We start from the raw sequence: 19,499 nt of genomic DNA, 5'->3' as shown, positions 1-19,499 counted from the left end.
AATATGGAATTCTGAGCACATCAAAAAAATATGCAAAAGTAATAGTACTTTTGCATATTTTTTATATATATTTTCTCATGTTTTTCAAAGCATTTTTCTCTATCCTAGAAACTTGAGCTTGAGAAATACCAATTTCATCAGCTACTTCAATCTGAGTTCTCCCTTTATAAAATCTTAAATCTAAAACCAATCTTTCTCTTCCATTTAATTTTTTTATAGCTTCTTTAAGAGCTATTTCTTGTAACCAATTTTCATCCGTATCTTTTTTATCTTGAACTTGGTCCATTACAAATATAGCATCTCCATTGTCCTGATATACCGGATCAAATAATGATATAGGATCTTGAATAGCATCTAAAGCCATTACTACATCTTCAACATCTAGTTCAAGCTCTTTAGCTATCTCCGAAACAGTTGGTTCCTTAGAATTAGACCTTACTAGTCTCTCTCTCACTTGAAGAGCCTTATATGCAATGTCTTTTAAGGACCTACTCACCCTTATAGGATTATTATCTCTTAGATACCTCCTTATCTCTCCTATAATCATAGGGACTGCATAAGTTGAAAATCTTACATTTTGACTTAAGTCAAAATTATCAATTGCCTTTATAAGTCCTATACAACCTATTTGAAATAAATCGTCAATATTTTCCCCTCTGTTATTAAACTTTTGAATTACACTCAATACCAATCTTAGATTTCCTCTTACAAATTCTTGTCTAGCTACTTCGTCTCCATTTTTAATTTTTATAAGGAGTTCTGTCATTTGATTATTTTTAAGAACTGGTAACTCAGAGGTATTTACTCCACAGATTTCAACTTTATTTATTTGCATTACAACTCAGTCCTCTCTTAAAAAGTATTTCTTATACAATTATTTACATCTAGTATATTTTTATACTGTTTAAGAGCAATTATTTATTCTCTAAACAAATTTTTTCATCTCTTTTTTTAGTCTAGATATTATCTTTTTCTCCAACCTAGATATGTACGATTGTGATATACCTAACATCGTAGCAACTTCCTTTTGAGTTCTTTCATTTCCTTTGCTAGCTAGACCAAATCTTAACTCCATAATTTGTTTTTCTCTATCTGAAAGTCTATCAAGAGCCATAACCAAAAGATCTTTATCTATCTCCTCTTCTATTAACTTATATATTTCATCATTTTCTGTTCCTAATATATCAGACAACAAAAGCTCATTCCCATCTAAATCCACATTAAGAGGTTCATCAAATGACACCTCGGTTTTCTTTTTATTATTTTTTCTTAAATACATAAGTATTTCATTTTCTATGCATCTAGATGCATAAGTAGCTAGTTTTATATTTTTATTTAACTTAAATGTATTCACAGCTTTTATTAAACCTATTGTCCCTATTGATATAAGATCTTCTACATCAATCCCTGTATTTTCAAATTTTCTAGATATATATACTACCAATCTTAAATTTCTTTCAATTAAGATAGATTTTATACTTTCATCATGTTCTAAGTTTTTTAAAAGTTCTTGCTCTTCCTCAGTAGAAAGCGGTGGTGGCAATATATTTACGCCCCCCAAGTAATATAGGCCCTTTGGATTTAAAAGACCTAATCTTTTTAAGATTTTATAAAAATAACCTATACACTTTGACTTCAATTTTATAAAATTTTTCATAAAACTATCCCCCTTAAATTTTATATACTCATTAATAGTTGTGGATTTAATATAGCGTTATAACCATCTTCATTAAAATTTGAAAGCCCTAATATTACATTAGGTATTTTTTGTCCATCAACTTTTATGTAATCTGATTTTATGCCTATTACCAAGTTGCTGTCATTTATCTGCTTTACAGGTATCATTCTAATTCTATAAGATATATTTTTATCAACTTTATCTATAACATTATCAATTGAACTTATATTTATATTTTTAAGATCTAGTTTTTGGAATTCTTCAGGTAAAATTTCATATAATTTATTAGCACTTATAATAACAACTTCACTTTTAGTTATTGGATCTTTCAATAAGTTCCCAGTATCTATTAAAGCCTTAAGTTCCACCTCTTTTTCATCTATACATACTGTCATATCTTTTTTCATACTTGCTATATGCTTCAATTCTTTTATGTCATTATAAATATATTTAAGAACTACTCCACTTACATATGTTATTAAGATTATAAAAGATATAGTTAAATGTGTGAGGCCTGTACAATATATAATAAAAAAAGAACTTCCAGCAATAAAAATATTAACAAAATAAAATATAATCAAAGTCCTTAAATATCCCTTTAACGATTCATTGTTAAATGCTATTTTCGTTACAATTAAAATTAATAATACTTTCATAGGAATCGAAAAAAACAAATTGAAATTATCAAATAAATATAAAATTGAATATATCATTCCAATTGTAGCACCTGTCCATTTTTTCTTCATAGAACTATTATTTTTTGAAATTATAGCAGTGCAACTTATTATTATATAATTTACTAATAAGTTTTCAATTGCATAATATTCTACGTACACCTCCATCCCCCCCTTGAAACATTTACCTATATTATAGTTTAGGTTTAATGAGTTTTATGTCATAATTGATAGTCGAACTAAATTAAATTTATTCTTAAATAAAACAAAAAAAGGCAAAAAAAAAGAAGATAGTACTATCTTCTTCTTCTTAAGAATGTTGGAATCTCCATATCATCACTTTCTATGTATGTTGAACTTGTATTTTGTTTAACGACAGTTTCTTCTTCTTGTTTTTGTTCTGGCACTACTTGTCTTTGAGGCTCTCGTGCCGGATTATGATTTAAACTGTTTTGTTGAAAGCTTTGATGTTGTCCTTGATTCATTGCGTTGTTTCTATTTATTAAATCTAAATCCATATCTTGTCCATCTTCAAATCCTGTAGCTATAACAGTTATAACAAGATCATCCTTTAAGTCTTCTTTTATTGTAGCTCCAAATATTATATTAGCTTCAGAATCACAAGATTCTTGAACTAATGTAGAAGCTTCATTTATTTCAAATAGCCCTAAGTTTGCTCCACCTGTTATATTAAGTAAAACACCCTTAGCTCCTTTTATAGACGTTTCTAGTAATGGTGATTGTATAGCTTGTCTTGCTGCTTCTATAGCTCTATTTTCGCCTTGAGCTCTTCCCATACCCATATGTGCTAGGCCTTTTTCCTTCATTATAGATTGAACGTCAGCGAAGTCTAGGTTTATTAAACCTGGTGCTGCAATTAAGTCTGATATAGATTCTATACCTTGTTTTAATACATCATCGGCTATTGAAAATGCTTCTAACATAGATGTATTTTTTTGAACTATTTGTAACAATCTATCATTAGGTATAGTTATTAAAGTGTCAACTTTTGTCTTTAACTCTTTTATACCTTGTTCTGCATTTTTCATTCTTACTTTACCTTCAAAAGCAAAAGGTTTTGTAACTACTCCTACTGTAAGTATACCCATCTCTTTTGCTAATTGAGCAACTACAGGCGCAGCTCCTGTTCCTGTTCCTCCGCCCATTCCCGCAGTTACAAATACCATATCCGCACCTTCAAGAACTTTGAGTATTTCATCCTTACTTTCTTCTGCAGACTTTTTCCCAACTTCTGGGTTTGCTCCTGCTCCTAAACCTCTAGTAAGTTTCTCTCCAACTTGAATTTTATGCTCAGCTTTAGATGTATATAAAGCTTGTTTATCAGTATTTACAGCTATAAATTCAACACCTTTTAGTTGTGCTTCAACCATTCTGTTGACAGCGTTGTTACCACCGCCACCTACGCCTATTACTTTGATTTTTGCAAAGTTATCCATTTCTACGTCAAAGTTTAGCATCTACAAACCTCCTTATTTAATATTCAAAGTAAATCTATGTATTAATTATATCATTTTATATTAGCATTTTGTTAATATTTAACTAACTTATTCCACAAAAAAGTTCATTTTCCTCTTTTTTTATTGCATAAATTAGATACAATCTGTCTTCTTATAATTGATAAATTATTAAATAACCTTGTCCCAAATACCAATATATCTACATAATACATAGGAACTCCTATTATATATCCTATGTAAGTAAATTTTTTAAATCATAGTTTAATTTAATTTTTAATTTACTTATATACAGAGTACTCTATTGTATAATGTCATTTAAATATAATACCCAGTTATTATAATAAGCGAACTACCATTAATTACCTATATTATAATATTCACCTTCTATATTTTACTTTGAAATACCTCCATTATTCAAGTTTTTTATTCATGTTTTTTACAAGAATTTATAAATATACATAATTTTCGTTATCCATTTGCAAAATTTAATAAACAAAAATTAATTTTAAAAACAATTTGTTGCTTATATTTTAGTTACTATAAAAATTTTGAAATTATAATAAAGTTTAACATCATGGAGAGTATATAGCTTGTTCTTTTGAAGTTAAATCTATATTACCACCTTTTTTATTGTTAGATTTTAAGTCAACTAGTATAGTCTTTAATCGATTGATGTTATACTCTATATCTTCATCTATTTTCAAAACAATATTTGTGTTATCATCTGTTTTCATGTACATTTTATTTTTATTTATTTTTATACTTTCAACTTTTCTTGACATATTGTTTTTTTTCAATGTATCTATAGCTAAAATTATGTCATTTGATTTATCTGAATTGATTTTAACCTTTGTGTTTAATTTTTTATTTTTTATTTCAATCCCACTTATTAAAGGTATATTCTTGTTCTTTATATCTTTTTGTTCTGATAAAATCAATCCATTTTCACCTATATAAATATAACTTGCTCCTTCTTTTATTATTGCATATTCACTATTTTCTTTAATTGTTATTACTAATTTATCGGGAAACTTCCTACTAACTTTAACATATTTTATGTATGGGTTCACCAATAATTTTTTTTCTACATCATTTAAATTATATTTAAAAATATTTTTGCCAGTTTCAATATCTCCTATTTTAATTATATCACTTTTAGTTATTTTACTATTTCCATCCACATTGATTTGTTTCAGTTCAAAAATACTACTACTTATACATATATAAATAAATAATATAACTAGCAAAATAAAAGCATATATAGCAAATTTACCTCTCTTATTTAACTTGCATTTATTTTTTTTCATAATAACCCACCTTTAGTATTTTATATATTATAAAATACTACATAACAACAGCTTATCCTTTGTTATTTGATTATTTAATATTTCAAAATCACAAAAAAGAAATCGTAATAGTACATAAAACTAATTCGATTTCTTTTTTTATACTAAATTTTTTTTATATTTGCACCTAGGCTTTTCAATGTTTTTTCAATATGTTCATAACCTCGTTCTACATGGCTAATATTAGTAACTTCAGTTGTTCCTTCTGCAGCTAGACCTGCCAATATCAAGGCCGCTCCTCCTCTTAAATCCGAAGCCTCCACTTTAGCTCCAACAAGTTTATTTACACCTTTTACCATGCAAATATTTTCAGTTATTTTTATTATATTTGCTCCCATTTTAGAAAGTTCTCCGCAATGCATAAATCGATTTTCAAATATTGCCTCATGGAAAATACTAGTACCTTGACTTAAGCATAATAAGGTCATAAGCTGAGATTGCATGTCAGTAGGAAATCCAGGATGAGGTGATGTTTTTATTATATCTATAGGTAAAATTTTATTTGGAGCTTTAAGTTCCAACCCAGATCCTTTATATTCTATATTGCATCCCAATTCTTCTAATCTGCTAACTATAGGGTCCATATGGCTCTTTATAACTCTATCAACTTCTAGGTATCCTCCAGTTATAGCACTAGCAATCATATAAGTCCCTATTGCAATTCTATCAGGAATTATTGTATGTTCAACAGAATGTAATTTATCTACTCCCTCAATTTGAATACAACTACTTCCTGCTCCACTTACTTTGCCTCCCATTAAATTTAAAAAATTTTGCAAGTCTTCTATCTCAGGTTCTCTTGCAGCATTATTTATTATAGTTATCCCTTTAGCCTTAACAGCTGCTAACATTGCATTTTCTGTAGCACCTACGCTTGGAAATGTTAAGTTTATAGTATTTCCTACCAAATACTCTCTATTACAATATATATATCCTCTGTCTTCAGTTATTTTTACACCTAGTTTATCCAAAGCATATAAATGAAGATCTATCGGTCTAGAACCTATAGAACATCCTCCTGGATAGCTTATGCTTATATTATTAAATCTTCCTATCATTGCACCCATTACTATAATGGATGATCTTAATTTTTTCATATACTCTTCTTTAACACTGTTAACATTAACATTTTTACTATCTATATATAAAGTATATTCATTGTATTCAACTTTACACCCTATGCTTTTCAATATATCAATCATTACATGGACATCTGATATATCCGGAATGTTTTTTATTATATTTTCAGATTCATTTAGTATAGACGCAGCCATTATAGGCAATACAGAGTTTTTTGCTCCTCTTATATCCAGCCTACCTTCTACTTTGTTGCCTCCACTAATTATATACTTTGACAAAAGTATCCCCCCTAGTAGCAAGTATTTTTAGCCTAAAATATAACTTCTTATATTTTTAATACTATGTACTAGAGGGGAAATATGTTACTTTTTATTTTTTATACCGATTGTCTTAACTTCTTTTACTTCATCTTTACTTATTTTTTCATCTTTACTTTCAACTTTAGCCTCTTTTTTCGGCTTTTTATTGTTTCTATTATAAACTTCCATAACTTCTTTATATATTATGTCTATAGCTTCCGGCTTTCCTATTTCTTTACTTGCATTTGACATGTCTATTAAAAGATCTCTGTCTCCTAATAATTTAAATACTGTATCATTTAAAGTTTCAGCTGTAAGATTTTTTTCTAAAATTGCTATTCCTGCACCTTTGCTTTCTATACTTTTAGCATTGTATTCCTGATGATTTTCTGCTGTATAAGCTTTAGGTATTATTATAGATGGTTTACCAAGCGCTGTTATCTCAGCTAAAGATATAGCACCTGCACTTCCTATAACTATATCACAAGCCGCTAATGCACTTGCCATATCTTCTAAATATGGTACTACCTTTTGATATGGTTTTAACTGTAAGTCACCTATGTCACTCATAAAACCATCATAGAAATTCTTACCTGTAGCATATATAAATGCTACATCTTCATTCACAAGATTTCTTATTACTACCTTCATAGAATCATTGATTTTTCTTGATCCTCCACTACCTCCGTAGCATAAAACCATCTTTTTATCTTCTTGTATTCCTAATTTTCTTCTTGAATTACTTTTTTTAGATATAAGGATTTCTTTTCTAACCGGATTTCCTGTAAGTATTAATTTATTTCTAGTTTCTTCAGGGAATCTTACATGAGAATCCTCAAAGCTAGTTAAAACTTTAGTTACCATTTTAGCTAAAATTTTATTAGTAACTCCAGGGAAAGAATTTTGCTCATGAATTATAGCAGGAACTTTACCCATAGATGCATTGAATAATACGGGTCCACTAACGTATCCTCCAGTCCCTATAACAACATCTGGCTTAAATTTCTTAACAATCCTTCTTGACTGTTCTAATCCTTTAAATAATTTAAATACTCTTTTAACATTATCAAAATCTATTTTTCTTTTAAATCCTTGTACTGTAACAGTTCTTAGTTCATAACCATATTTCGGAACTATTTCAGATTCTATTCCTTTTTCTGTTCCTACAAATACTATTTCAGCATCTGGATTTTCTTCTTTTATCTTATTTGCTATGGCGATGGCAGGGTATACATGCCCTCCTGTTCCTCCACCAGATAATAAAACTTTCATTAACTTTCATCTCCTGTCTAATTCATTTTTACATGCTTAGAGACATTAAGCACAATCCCTACTGCTGCCATAAATATTGTAAGGGAGGTTCCTCCATAACTTATAAATGGTAAGGCGACTCCTGTAACAGGCATTGATGATGTTGCAACAGCTATATTCAAAGCTGCCTGAATACCTATTTGCCCACCGATACCTACAACAAGCATACATGAAAATACATCCGGACATTTTATTGCAATTCTTATACATCTATAAACTAAAAATACAAATAGCATTATTACTATTGCACACCCTACAAGCCCAAGCTCTTCTCCTATTATTGCGAATATAAAATCATTTTGTGGTTCTGGTATGTAAAAGTATTTTTGTCTGCTTTTTCCTAGACCAAGGCCAAATAATCCTCCTGATCCAAGTGCATACAGTCCTTGTATGACTTGATATCCTGCTCCAAGAGGATCTTTAAACGGGTCTATAAATGAAGTAACACGAGCAAGTCTATACGGAGCTGCTAACACCATTACTGCAAATAATCCAACTCCTGCTCCAAACATAGCATAAACAATTTTCATATCCATTCCTGCTACGAATATCATTACAAAAGTAACTAATATTACTGTTCCAGCAGTTGATAAATTGGGTTGTAATATTATTAATGCAAAGAAAATACTAGGTATTATAAGAAGTGGTATAACTCCTTTTGTTAAAGATTTTATTTTATCGTACTTTAATTCTATTAATTTAGCAGTTATTATTATTGTTGCAAATTTAGCTAACTCTGCTGGTTGTATTGTTAATCCTCCAACCCCTAACCATCTTTGAGCTCCATTTAATGAGGTTCCAAGAGGTGAAAGTACTAATAGAAGTAATATGACAACTACTATTCCTAACATTTTTGCATTTTTGTACCAAAATCTATAGTCTATCCTAGATGTAAAAATCATAGCAATAAATCCTATGGTTGCATAAATTATGTTTCTTTTTAAAAAGAAATAGGAATCATCTAGTTTAAATGTAGATTGTATAAAACTAGCACTAAAAACCATTATGATCCCTATAAATACTAATAACATGGTTGTATAAAATACCACATTGTCAAAATCAGTTTTTATCCCCCTACTAACACGTTTCTTTACTATCTCTTTAGGCATTAATTAGACCTACCTCCATTCCCAGTTATATATCTATAATTTATATATATTCTCTTTGAAGTCTAATCCTCTTGCCTCGAAGTTTGGATACATATCCCAACTTGCACAAGCTGGTGATAATAAAACTACATCCCCTGATTCAGCTATTTCATAAGCTTTTTTAACTGCAGTTTCCATATCTTCAACTTTTGATATATTGTTTATTCCATGTTCTTTTGCAGTTGTTGCTATTTTATCTGCAGTCTGTCCTAATAGGACTAAAGCCTTAACATTTTTAGTTGCATATTTAATCATTTCAGTAAAATCACTTTGCTTTTCATATCCTCCAGCTATTAAAACTATAGGTTTTTCATATGAAGTTATAGCTTTTATAGTTGAATCTGGGTTTGTTCCTTTAGAGTCATTTACAAACATAATACCATCTTTATTTGTAACAAACTCTAATCTATGCTCTACACCTTTAAATGTTCTTAATGTTTCTATTATAACGTCAGTATCGATATTTAATACGTATGCCATTAAAATAGCCGACATAGCATTTTCTAAGTTGTGGTTTCCTGGTAAGCTCAATTGAGCTTTATTCATAAGAACTAATTCTTCACCATCTACCTTTATAACTATATTGTTATTTTTATCTAGATATGCACCTTGCTTTACTTCTTCTTTTATTGAGAAGTATAAAACATTTCCATTACTGTTTTTACCTAAATCTCTAACAATAGAATCATCATAGTTTAGTATAGTAAAATCCGTCTTGTCTTGATTCTTAAACACTCTAGCTTTAGCATTTATATAATTTTCCATAGTATGGTGTCTATTTAAATGGTCTTCTGTAATATTTATTATAGTACTTACTTTAGGTTTAAATTCTTCTATACTTTCTAATTGGAAACTACTTAACTCTGTTACAAGATATGAGTTTTCATTAGTTAAATCAACAGTGTCTATAACTGGATTACCTATATTTCCAACTATATATGTATCTTTATTTGCTTTTTTAAACATCTCTCCTACTAAGCTAGTAGTAGTAGTTTTTCCATTTGTTCCTGTTATTCCTATGAATGTAGGATTTTTAGATAGTTTATATGCTAATTCAACTTCTCCTATTATTTTAATGCCTTCAGATTTTATTTTTTCTATAAAAGGCAAGTCTAAAGGAACTCCAGGAGATACTATAGTTAAATCTATGTTTTCTATATTTTCAAGGTGTTTACCTAAAACATATTCTATATTATCTAAATTATCTATTTCTTCTATTATTCCTTCTAATTTTTCCTTAGGTTTTATATCATTTACTATGATATTTGCACCTAATTTATTTAATTTTTTTATAGTTGATACGCCAGTTTTTGCTAGTCCTACAAGTAAGACATTTTTATTTTTTAAATCCATTGCTCTAACCCCCGTAAATTAGAATACTGCTATTATACCTATCCAAGCTAATACTATAGATGTTATCCAGAATACAAATATAACTTTTGTTTCAGGCCATCCACATTGCTCAAAGTGATGATGTATAGGTGCCATTTTGAATATTCTTTTCTTTCTTAGTTTATAAGAACCTACTTGAAGTATAACAGATATAGCTTCTGCGAAATAAATACCTCCAACTATAGGTATTATAAGGACATTATTTGTAAGTACTGCAAATGAAATAACAGCCCCTCCTAATGCCATAGATCCTGTATCACCCATAAATACTCTTGCAGGATATGAGTTGAATCCTAAGAATCCTATACATGCACCTACTGTAGCTGCAGCTAATATAGCTACATCTGTATATCCATAATTAGCTGCAAGTAACATAAAGAATCCAGATACTATAACAGTTATTCCTGATGCTAATCCATCTAATCCATCTGTTAAGTTTACTGCATTTACAGTTCCAAGTATTACAAATACCATGACAGGTACATATAAAGGACCTAAATTAATCGTAAAGCTTGTAAATGGTATTAATAATTGAGCAGCACTTGGTGAATTAGTATATTGATAATATGCTAAAAGTGTTGCTAATGCAATTTGTAGTAAAATCTTTTGATATGCTTTTAATCCTAATGATCTTTTAAATTTAATTTTTAAAAAGTCATCTACAAATCCTACAAAACCAAATCCTGTTATACATAAAAGCCCCATTGTCATATCTGAGCTTACTTTTGTTCTTGTAAGAACTGTAACTAGTATTGCTACTATCATCATTATACCACCCATTGTAGGTGTTCCATTTTTTTGTAAATGTGTCTGTGGTCCATCATCTCTTACAGTTTGACCGAACTTAAACTTAGTTAACATAGGTATAAAAATCGGTCCTAGTATAATCACTATTAGAAATGAAATCATCGCTGTATACGTAAGTTGTGTTATTCCTAACATAATATAACTCCTCTCCCTTGCTGGCTATTTCTTAATTATTGTCTACCTGCTTAAATATTGTACTATATTTTCTAATTGCATACCTCTAGACGCCTTAACTAAAACTACGTCATCCTTATTTATTATATCACTTAATTTCTCGATTGCTATTTCTTTATTGTCAAAATGGTACACATTAGAGCCATTTAAACCTAGTTTAATTGATTCATCACTTATAAACTTTGAGCTTTCTCCTATAGTTATTAAAACATCAACATTCTCTATTGCATATCCTCCTACAAGTCTATGGCCATACTCTGAATGTTCTCCCATCTCAAACATATCTCCAAGTATTGCTACTCTTCTTTTTTCATACCTTCCTAATATTTCCAATGCAGCTTTCATAGAATCTGGGCTTGCATTATATGCATCATTTATTATTGTTAAATCATCTTTTTTAATAATATCCAATCTCATTTTACTTGCTTTGAAGTTTTTAAGACCTTCTTTTATATCTTTTAAATCCATTTCTAAGCTTAATCCTACAAGTATAGCTGCCATTGCATTATATATGTTGTGTTTTCCAACTGTAGGTATATATATTTCTTCTTTATTATTATTTATCATACATGTAAATCTTAATTCTTCTTCTCCTATAGAGTACTCTGTACAATATATATCATTATTGTGGTCAAATCCAAAAGTTTTTAAATCATAATTTAATTCATCTTTGCATATTTTTTTTAGATATTCATCGTCACCGTTTACTATAAGTGTGTTAGATTCGTCAAAGTTTGAAGTGATTTCTAACTTGGCTTTTAATATGCCTTCTTGAGATCCTAAATTTTCTATATGAGATAGCCCTATGTTTGATATTACTCCTATCTTAGGATTAACCATGTTTGCTAAATACTCTATTTCTTCAAAATGAGACATTCCCATTTCTATTATTGCACAATCATGACTGGAATTTAAGTTGAATAATGTAAGCGGAACTCCTATATGATTATTGAAATTACCTTCATTCTTCAAAGTATTAAATTTTGTTGATATAGCTGCATATATCATATCTTTTGTTGTAGTTTTTCCGACACTACCTGTAACACCGATATATGGTATTTCAAATTTGCACTTATAAAAATTTGCTATATCTCCAAGAGCCTTTGTTGTGTCTTCTACTTCTATTAAATTTATATCCGAACTTTCAAATTTTATGCTATTACTTCTATTTTTTATAAAAGTTTTACATCCATTTTCATATGCTGACTGCATAAACTTATGTCCGTCTAGGCTTTCACCTATTATAGCTATAAATGCATCTGTAGATTTTGCTTTTCTACTATCTATAGCTATATTTTGTATTTCGTCTGATTCATTACCTTTTACCAACGTACCTTTAGTTGCTATAACTAGTTCTTTTATAGATAAAGATTCCATACTAAACCTCCTTAATAAAGTAAATCTCTTTAAATATTATAAATCTTTTTATATTCATCATCTATACTTATAATATTTTAATATATAATTTTATAGAATACTAATTATTTTACACTTTTGTAAACCTTTAGAAATCCTAATAAAGAGCAATGTATATAAATTATATACATTGCTCTTTAAATTATTAACTCATTAATTATATACTATATATTAATATTTTTGAAGATGTTTATTCCTATATTGTCTTTTAATTATTTGTGTAAATTACTATTCCTGAATCTTGTGGTACTTCTGATCCTGCAGGAGGGAAGATTTCTTTAACCTTTGTACTTCCATCAACCTCTGTGTCTGTGTCTTGTATCGGTTTTAATTTATTTTCTTCTAATACCTTTAAAGCATCTTCTATGCTTAAGTCAACAATATTTGGCACCTTCACTTTAGGTTTTTCATATTCTTGCTTTTCTTTATCTGTATATTTAGGTTCAACTCCTAAATATTTTAATGAATCATTCATGATTTCTTTTACTATAGGTCCTGCTGTTGTACTACCAAATGCGTTAACTCCATTTGGTTCATCTACTATAGCTAATACTACTATTTGTGGATCATCACAAGGAGCTATCCCCACAAAGGAGCATATATATTTACCTTGTGCATACTTACCATCTATAACCTTTTGTGCTGTTCCTGTTTTACCACCTATTTTAAACCCAGGTATATATGCCTGCTTACCAGATCCTTCACTTACAACAGATTCAGCTATTTCTAACATTTTTTTAGATGTATCTTCTGATATTACTTGTCTAACTACCTTTGGTTTTATATTTTCTGTTACGTTTCCTTGATTATCAACTTTTGATTTAACTACTCTCGGTTCCATAAGTTTTCCATCATTTGCTATTGAACCTATTGCGCTTATTAATTGCATAGGAGTAACAGATATAGATTGACCAAATGATATAGTTGCTAACTCTACAGGCCCTACATTTTTTTCATTATATAAAATACCTTTAGCTTCTCCAGGTAAATCTATATTAGTTTTATCCATGAATCCAAATCCTTCTATATAATCATACATCTTAGACACCCCTAATCTTTGCCCTAACTCAACAAAAACTGGGTTACAAGAATTTTGGACTGCCTGTTTAAATTCTTGGGCTCCATGCGGTCTATAATGTCTCCAACATTTCAATTTTCTTCCACCTACAGTAACACTACCTGTACATACAAATTTTTCTCCATCTTTTATAACACCTTCTTCTACAGATGCGGATGATGTTATAAGTTTGAAAGTAGATCCCGGTTCATACGTATCACTAACTGCAGGATTTCTCCACATTGAGAAATATCCTTTTATTTTATCTTTATCACTATATTTTTCAAGCTCTTCTTCGTAGTATGGATATATCGGTGTTCTTGAATCATTTGGATCATAGTCAGGTTTTGATGCCATAGATAAAATGTCGCCAGTTTTTGGGTCTAAAGCTATTGCTGTAACTCTTTTAGCATTATTTATTTCATAAGCTTTTTGAACTGCTTTTTCAGTATAGTGTTGAATTACTTCATCTATACTAAGAACTAATCCATTTCCTTGCACTGGCTCATAATATTTTTCCATACCATGAGGAATTTCTCTTCCTGATGCATCAGTACTAACAATAAGTCTTCCTGGTTTTCCTTTTAAGTGTTTGTCATATTGCATTTCTATACCAGCAATTCCTGTTGCATCGTCTGATGTATGTCCGATTACGTATGGAGCAAAATTCCCATATGGATAATATCTTTGATTATCCTCAGCTACCCATATACCTGGTAATTTAGAGTCTCTTATTTTCTCTGCTGTTTTATCATCTATCCATCTTTTTACTTTTACCAAAGCCATATTTTTCTTTTTCAACAATTTTAAAACATCATCATAGTCTTCACCTATCATTTCAGATATTACCTTAGCTGATTTTTCTTTGTCTTTAACTTCAACCGGTTTAGCCCAAACAGTATACTTAGTAACACTTACAGCAAGCTCTTTCATATTTCTATCATATATAGTACCTCTTTTAGGTTCTATTGGTATATCTCTTGTTTGCTGATCTAAAGCTTTTTCTGTAAGCCAATCCCCTTTAATTATTTGTAAGTATCCAGTCCTAAATATAAGCATCGTAAAAACAAAGCATGCTAGTATTAAAACAATTACTAACCTTTTTTTACTCAATCTCTTTATTTTACTCAAGCAAATCCCCCCTAATTAGGTACTTCTATGTACTTCATCTGACTTTCTTTAGGATAGTCCATCCCTAATTTCTCATTAGCTTTCTTTTCTATATCTCTACTTCTAGTTAATAGATCTACATCTACTTGTAAATTTTCTTTTTCTATAGTTTTATTATGTAACTCAGACTCTAAATCCCCGATTTTATATTTTAATTTTGCAACTTCACTATATCCATACATACACGCAAAAATTATACAACAAACACTTGCTATAGATCCTAACTTTATAACCCACTTTGTAATTTTTTTTATCATTCTTCTTTTATAGATATTCTTTTTATTTGCTCTATATTCATTTATATCTTTTATTTTATTTTTTCTTTTCATACATATCCCCTTACTTTTTTATAAATAAATAGATATATATTATATTTAACTTTCTATATACTCCTTCCTTTTTAGTCTTAATACAAAATTAAAACAATAAAAAACAAAAAAGTCTAAGCTTTCGCTTAGACTTCTATATTCTTTCAGCAACCCTTAATTTTGCACTTCTAGATCTTGGGTTTTCTTCGATTTCTTTGTCTGTTGGTAATATTGGTTTTCTAGTTATAACTTTTACTAAAGACTCTTTATCACACTGACATATAGGAATATGTGGTGGACATATACAATCTGTTGCTAAATCTCTAAATGCATTTTTTACAATTCTATCTTCTAAAGAGTGGAAAGTTATTATACATATTCTTCCTTCCTCATTCATAATAGAAGCTGCATCATCTATCATCTCAGTTATAACACCTAATTCATTATTTACTTCTATTCTTATAGCCTGGAAAGTTCTTTTAGCTGGATGTGGCCCATCTATTCTAGCTTTCTTAGGTATAGCTTTTTTTATAATTTCAACTAGTTCACCTGTAGTTTCTATGTTCTTTTCTTTACGTTCTTCTACTATGAACTTAGCTATACGTTTAGCCCAATTATCTTCTCCATAATCTTTTATTATTTTTGATAATTCCGCTTCACTGTATGTGTTTACAACATCATAAGCTGAAAAACTGCATCTTATATCCATTCTCATATCTAAAGGTGCATCTTGCATATATGAAAATCCTCTATCAGCCTCATCTAATTGATGTGATGAAACACCTAAATCTGCTAGAACCCCATCCACTTTATATACACCTATTTTTTCTAATTCATTTTTTAAATTTTGAAAATTACTGTGTACAAACTTTACTCTATCGCTATATTCACTCAATCTTTCTTTTGCTGTATTTATAGCGTTTATATCTTGGTCAAATCCTATAAAAAGCCCATCTTTAGAAAGTCTTTTTACTATTTCTTTAGAGTGACCTGCACCACCCATTGTACAATCAACATATACTCCATCTGGTTTTATGTTTAAATTATCAATACACTCATCTAAAAGTACCGATACGTGATGAAATTCCATATTTTATCGCTCCTTAGTATCATCTATTTCTTTTTTATTTTTCTTTGATAAATATAGGTGGACTATTATTCCGCCTATTACTCCTGCTAAACTTATAACTTGAGCCATTCTAAGAGGTCCTATCATAAGGCTATCAGTTCTAAGCCCTTCTATAAAAAATCTTCCTAAAGAATATAGTATAGCATATAAAACTATAATTTGACCCTCATAAGATTTCTTTTTTCTAAATATACATAGGAATATAAATATACCAAAATCCCATATAGATTCATATAGAAAAGTTGGGTGTACTTTTACTCCATCTACCATTATTCCCCATGGTAAATTAGTTGGCCCTCCATGAGCTTCTTTATTTATAAAATTGCCCCATCTTCCTATAGCTTGAGCTAAAGGCATTCCAAGTATAACAGTATCTGCTAATTTTAGAAATTTAATTTTTTTATATCTAGAAAATATATATCCTGCTAATACTCCACCTATTAAAGCTCCATGTATTGCCATTCCACCACCTCTAAAATTAAATATTTGAGATGGGTTATTAGAATAATATTCCCAATTAAATATTACGTAATACAATCTGGCACTTATTAGTCCTACCGGAATTGCAATAATTGCTAAATCTAATATATCGTCTTCTTTGATTCCAACTCTTTTAGCTTCTTTCAATGCTATTAATGTACCTAAAATCATACCTGTTGCCATAAGTATTCCATACCACATTACATCTATTCCAAATATAGTAAATGCAATTCTATCCATAAGCTAATCCCTACCTTTTAAATAGTCTTTTAAATAAATTTTTCTTTTCTATGTATTTTGTTGGTTCTAAAATGCATATATCTTTATTTTCTAAAATACATTTTTGATTTTCTTCAAATATATTTTTTGCATTTTCTTCTCCATATTGCTTACTTATATAATCATAAACTTCTTTAATTAGTGGTCTTCTCTTTGTACTACTATGTGCATCTGTCGCTATAAAATGAACCATATTATTTTCTAGTAAAATTTTACTAGTCTTCTCTGCCTCTTTACCATTTTTCCCTATTACACTAGCTCCATTCAATTGAATTAAAGCTCCTTCATTTATACAATCATATATAATATTTGGACTTTCTTGTACTTTAGGATATCTTTCTACATGTGCTAGTATAGGAATGTATTTTTTTAGTTTTAATTCATACACTATATCTGCTAAATTATTAGGAAAATTATTAGGCGAAAACTCAACTAATATATATTTACTGTTATTTAGGCTATGAAACTCTAATTTTTCGAAATCACATAATAAATCATCTGTAAAATAAAGTTCATTTCCTAAAAAAATCTCTATATCTATATTTTCATCTTTTAATTTTTTGTTAAAACTTTTTAATATTAATTTTAACTCTTCTCCACTTTTATATTTAAAATCTGGATGATAGTGTGATGTATTAATTATCTTTTTAATTCCTTCACTTTGTGCTATTTTTGCCATTTCTATAGATTCTTCTAAGCTTTTTGACCCATCATCTACTTGCGGCAATATATGACAATGTATATCTATCATTTAGCTCTCCCTCCTTTTATAAACTAAATGATACCATATTACCTATAAACCATCAATTTTCTTTAACTATTATACTTTAAAATAAAAAATTTTTACGCTTAAAGCATGTAATATTGATATAACTAAGTATCATAGATTATCCATAACTTTTTCGTAAGTGTACGTAAAAAAAGTGCTATAATTAGCACTTTTAAAATTTACTTAGGTTCTACTATTGAGATTACACAATACTCTTCTTTTAAATGATTTTTTAATCTTTCTTCTACTTCTTTAAACTCTACTTCTTTAATAACATCTAAGTAGTCTAATAAGTTTATATCTTTAAACTTATACGCTATAAAATTATTAGCTATAAAATTTACTGAGTCAAAGTATTTTATAAACTGCCCCATTTTTTTCTTTTTCATTCTATTAAAATCCTCTTCACATAGTCCTTCTTTTTGATATTTAGTTATATACTTTAATATAACATCTTTTACCTTCATAGGACTTTCAGATTCTCCTCCTACTAAAGTAAATGCATAATCAACTTGAGATGTAAATCCACATCCAAAATTGTCATTTATTAGTCCACTCATATATAACTCATCAAATACTTCGCTACCTCTTTTAAAAATCATATCTAACAGAATTTCTGTAACAACCTCTTTACGAAGTAGTTCTTTCCCTTTAATTCCTACGTTATCATCTTTAAATCCTATGTTAAACATAGGCATTGATATAGGGAAGTTTGCAACTATTTCTTTTTTATTTATTTCTTTAGATTCTTGAGGGTAAAATCTTTTTATACTATGATCTAGTTTTTCTATATTACTATGATTACTTTTCTTGATACTTTCCATAACTTTATCAACTTCGACATCCCCTACTACAAATAAGGCCATATTTCCCGGGTTATAAAATGTATTATAACATTTATAAAGTTCATCTTTTGTAATTTTGTATATACTTTCCACACTTCCTGCTATATCAACATTTACAGGATAATCCTTGTACATTGCTCTTAAGCAATTGAAATATACATTCCAGTCAGGATCATCATTATACATTTTTATTTCCTGTTCAATTATTCCTTTTTCTTTCTCTACATTTTCATCTGTAAAATATGGAGTTTGTACATAATCTATAAGATGTTCTAAACTTTCATAAAAGTTATCTGTGCAAGAAAATAAATATGCAGTCATAGTGAAATTGGTATATGCATTTGCACTAGCTCCTAACTTAGAAAATTTATCAAATGCATTTCCACCATCTGGTTGCTCGAACATTTTATGTTCTAAAAAATGGGCTATACCTTCATTTACTCTAAATTTTTCATTTTCATTTATAGGAATGAATTCTAACTCATTAGATCCATAATTAGTAGCTAAGACTGCAAATTTTTTCATAAACCCTTTTTTAGGCATAAAATATACATCAAGTCCATTGTCTAATTTTTCATAATAAAGTTCTTCTTTTAATATATCGTTAACTATCTTTTCCATATACTCCTCCTAATTTCTTAAGAAATAAATAGTATCTA

The 19,499-nt window shown here is 28.9% G+C and carries 18 protein-coding genes; all 18 read right to left on the bottom strand.

What is annotated here, in order from left to right:
- Nucleotides 1–61 precede the first annotated feature (61 nt).
- The 18 genes from sigG to yfmH all read right to left on the bottom strand — a co-directional run bounded on the left by sigG (nt 62) and on the right by yfmH (nt 19,461).
- Nucleotides 62–835: an RNA polymerase sporulation sigma factor SigG gene (sigG, locus tag ACRDDE_RS01285; protein ID WP_021430119.1), complete on the bottom strand. Its 774-nt coding sequence runs from the start codon at nt 833–835 to the stop codon at nt 62–64.
- A gap of 90 nt (nt 836–925) precedes the next feature.
- The gene (sigE, locus tag ACRDDE_RS01280) at nt 926–1,657 is read right to left on the bottom strand and encodes an RNA polymerase sporulation sigma factor SigE (protein WP_035115449.1); all 732 of its coding nucleotides are present in this window, start codon (nt 1,655–1,657) and stop codon (nt 926–928) included.
- 20 nt (nt 1,658–1,677) lie between these two features.
- Nucleotides 1,678–2,514 (bottom strand): sigma-E processing peptidase SpoIIGA, encoded by an 837-nt coding sequence (locus ACRDDE_RS01275; RefSeq protein WP_438625010.1) that lies wholly within the window; start codon nt 2,512–2,514, stop codon nt 1,678–1,680.
- 134 nt (nt 2,515–2,648) lie between these two features.
- Nucleotides 2,649–3,830 (bottom strand): cell division protein FtsZ, encoded by a 1,182-nt coding sequence (gene ftsZ / locus ACRDDE_RS01270; RefSeq protein ID WP_438625009.1) that lies wholly within the window; start codon nt 3,828–3,830, stop codon nt 2,649–2,651.
- Between the two features lie 104 nt (nt 3,831–3,934).
- On the bottom strand, nt 3,935–4,066 hold the full coding sequence (locus tag ACRDDE_RS01265) for a DUF1290 domain-containing protein (protein ID WP_224170857.1): 132 nt from the start codon (nt 4,064–4,066) through the stop codon (nt 3,935–3,937).
- A 336-nt stretch (nt 4,067–4,402) separates the two neighbouring features.
- Nucleotides 4,403–5,137 (bottom strand): cell division protein FtsQ/DivIB, encoded by a 735-nt coding sequence (locus ACRDDE_RS01260; RefSeq protein WP_438625008.1) that lies wholly within the window; start codon nt 5,135–5,137, stop codon nt 4,403–4,405.
- 143 nt (nt 5,138–5,280) lie between these two features.
- Nucleotides 5,281–6,534, bottom strand: a complete 1,254-nt coding sequence (murA, locus tag ACRDDE_RS01255; RefSeq protein WP_438625007.1) for a UDP-N-acetylglucosamine 1-carboxyvinyltransferase — start codon at nt 6,532–6,534, stop codon at nt 5,281–5,283.
- Between the two features lie 84 nt (nt 6,535–6,618).
- On the bottom strand, nt 6,619–7,827 hold the full coding sequence (murG, locus tag ACRDDE_RS01250) for an undecaprenyldiphospho-muramoylpentapeptide beta-N-acetylglucosaminyltransferase (RefSeq protein WP_438625006.1): 1,209 nt from the start codon (nt 7,825–7,827) through the stop codon (nt 6,619–6,621).
- 17 nt (nt 7,828–7,844) lie between these two features.
- Nucleotides 7,845–8,975 (bottom strand): stage V sporulation protein E, encoded by a 1,131-nt coding sequence (gene spoVE, locus ACRDDE_RS01245; protein ID WP_438625005.1) that lies wholly within the window; start codon nt 8,973–8,975, stop codon nt 7,845–7,847.
- A 33-nt stretch (nt 8,976–9,008) separates the two neighbouring features.
- Complete coding sequence (gene murD / locus ACRDDE_RS01240) at nt 9,009–10,367, bottom strand: UDP-N-acetylmuramoyl-L-alanine--D-glutamate ligase (protein ID WP_438625004.1); 1,359 nt, start codon at nt 10,365–10,367, stop codon at nt 9,009–9,011.
- 18 nt (nt 10,368–10,385) lie between these two features.
- Complete coding sequence (gene mraY / locus ACRDDE_RS01235; RefSeq protein WP_025162704.1) at nt 10,386–11,351, bottom strand: phospho-N-acetylmuramoyl-pentapeptide-transferase; 966 nt, start codon at nt 11,349–11,351, stop codon at nt 10,386–10,388.
- Between the two features lie 39 nt (nt 11,352–11,390).
- Entirely contained in the window at nt 11,391–12,764 is a 1,374-nt protein-coding gene (locus ACRDDE_RS01230) for a UDP-N-acetylmuramoyl-tripeptide--D-alanyl-D-alanine ligase (RefSeq protein ID WP_438625003.1), read from the bottom strand.
- Nucleotides 12,765–13,011: 247 nt separating this feature from the next.
- Nucleotides 13,012–14,991: a stage V sporulation protein D gene (locus tag ACRDDE_RS01225; protein ID WP_438625002.1), complete on the bottom strand. Its 1,980-nt coding sequence runs from the start codon at nt 14,989–14,991 to the stop codon at nt 13,012–13,014.
- 11 nt (nt 14,992–15,002) lie between these two features.
- Entirely contained in the window at nt 15,003–15,359 is a 357-nt protein-coding gene (locus ACRDDE_RS01220; RefSeq protein ID WP_438625001.1) for a hypothetical protein, read from the bottom strand.
- A 133-nt stretch (nt 15,360–15,492) separates the two neighbouring features.
- Entirely contained in the window at nt 15,493–16,428 is a 936-nt protein-coding gene (rsmH, locus tag ACRDDE_RS01215) for a 16S rRNA (cytosine(1402)-N(4))-methyltransferase RsmH (RefSeq protein WP_438625000.1), read from the bottom strand.
- Between the two features lie 3 nt (nt 16,429–16,431).
- The gene (gene lgt / locus ACRDDE_RS01210) at nt 16,432–17,187 is read right to left on the bottom strand and encodes a prolipoprotein diacylglyceryl transferase (RefSeq protein ID WP_438624998.1); all 756 of its coding nucleotides are present in this window, start codon (nt 17,185–17,187) and stop codon (nt 16,432–16,434) included.
- A gap of 10 nt (nt 17,188–17,197) precedes the next feature.
- Nucleotides 17,198–17,977, bottom strand: coding sequence for a tyrosine-protein phosphatase (locus tag ACRDDE_RS01205; RefSeq protein WP_438624996.1), 780 nt, complete (start codon nt 17,975–17,977; stop codon nt 17,198–17,200).
- Between the two features lie 197 nt (nt 17,978–18,174).
- Nucleotides 18,175–19,461, bottom strand: a complete 1,287-nt coding sequence (gene yfmH, locus ACRDDE_RS01200) for an EF-P 5-aminopentanol modification-associated protein YfmH (RefSeq protein WP_438624994.1) — start codon at nt 19,459–19,461, stop codon at nt 18,175–18,177.
- Between the last annotated feature and the right edge of the window lie 38 nt (nt 19,462–19,499).

The organism is Paraclostridium sp. (assembly GCF_051656405.1).
Taxonomy (GTDB): Bacteria; Bacillota; Clostridia; order Peptostreptococcales; family Peptostreptococcaceae; genus Paraclostridium.
Note: the sequence above shows the minus strand (reverse complement) of the source record. Positions and strands in the feature narration are given on the sequence as shown.

Coding starts and splice junctions, on each gene's coding strand:
- ACRDDE_RS01230 (WP_438625003.1), bottom strand. CDS start 12,764: ATGGAATCTTTATCTATAAAAGAACTAGTTATAGCAACTAAAGGTACG.
- yfmH (WP_438624994.1), bottom strand. CDS start 19,461: ATGGAAAAGATAGTTAACGATATATTAAAAGAAGAACTTTATTATGAA.
- sigG (WP_021430119.1), bottom strand. CDS start 835: ATGCAAATAAATAAAGTTGAAATCTGTGGAGTAAATACCTCTGAGTTA.
- spoVE (WP_438625005.1), bottom strand. CDS start 8,975: ATGCCTAAAGAGATAGTAAAGAAACGTGTTAGTAGGGGGATAAAAACT.
- ftsZ (WP_438625009.1), bottom strand. CDS start 3,830: ATGCTAAACTTTGACGTAGAAATGGATAACTTTGCAAAAATCAAAGTA.
- ACRDDE_RS01260 (WP_438625008.1), bottom strand. CDS start 5,137: ATGAAAAAAAATAAATGCAAGTTAAATAAGAGAGGTAAATTTGCTATA.
- sigE (WP_035115449.1), bottom strand. CDS start 1,657: ATGAAAAATTTTATAAAATTGAAGTCAAAGTGTATAGGTTATTTTTAT.
- lgt (WP_438624998.1), bottom strand. CDS start 17,187: ATGGATAGAATTGCATTTACTATATTTGGAATAGATGTAATGTGGTAT.
- ACRDDE_RS01205 (WP_438624996.1), bottom strand. CDS start 17,977: ATGATAGATATACATTGTCATATATTGCCGCAAGTAGATGATGGGTCA.
- murG (WP_438625006.1), bottom strand. CDS start 7,827: ATGAAAGTTTTATTATCTGGTGGAGGAACAGGAGGGCATGTATACCCT.
- murD (WP_438625004.1), bottom strand. CDS start 10,367: ATGGATTTAAAAAATAAAAATGTCTTACTTGTAGGACTAGCAAAAACT.
- ACRDDE_RS01220 (WP_438625001.1), bottom strand. CDS start 15,359: ATGAAAAGAAAAAATAAAATAAAAGATATAAATGAATATAGAGCAAAT.
- rsmH (WP_438625000.1), bottom strand. CDS start 16,428: ATGGAATTTCATCACGTATCGGTACTTTTAGATGAGTGTATTGATAAT.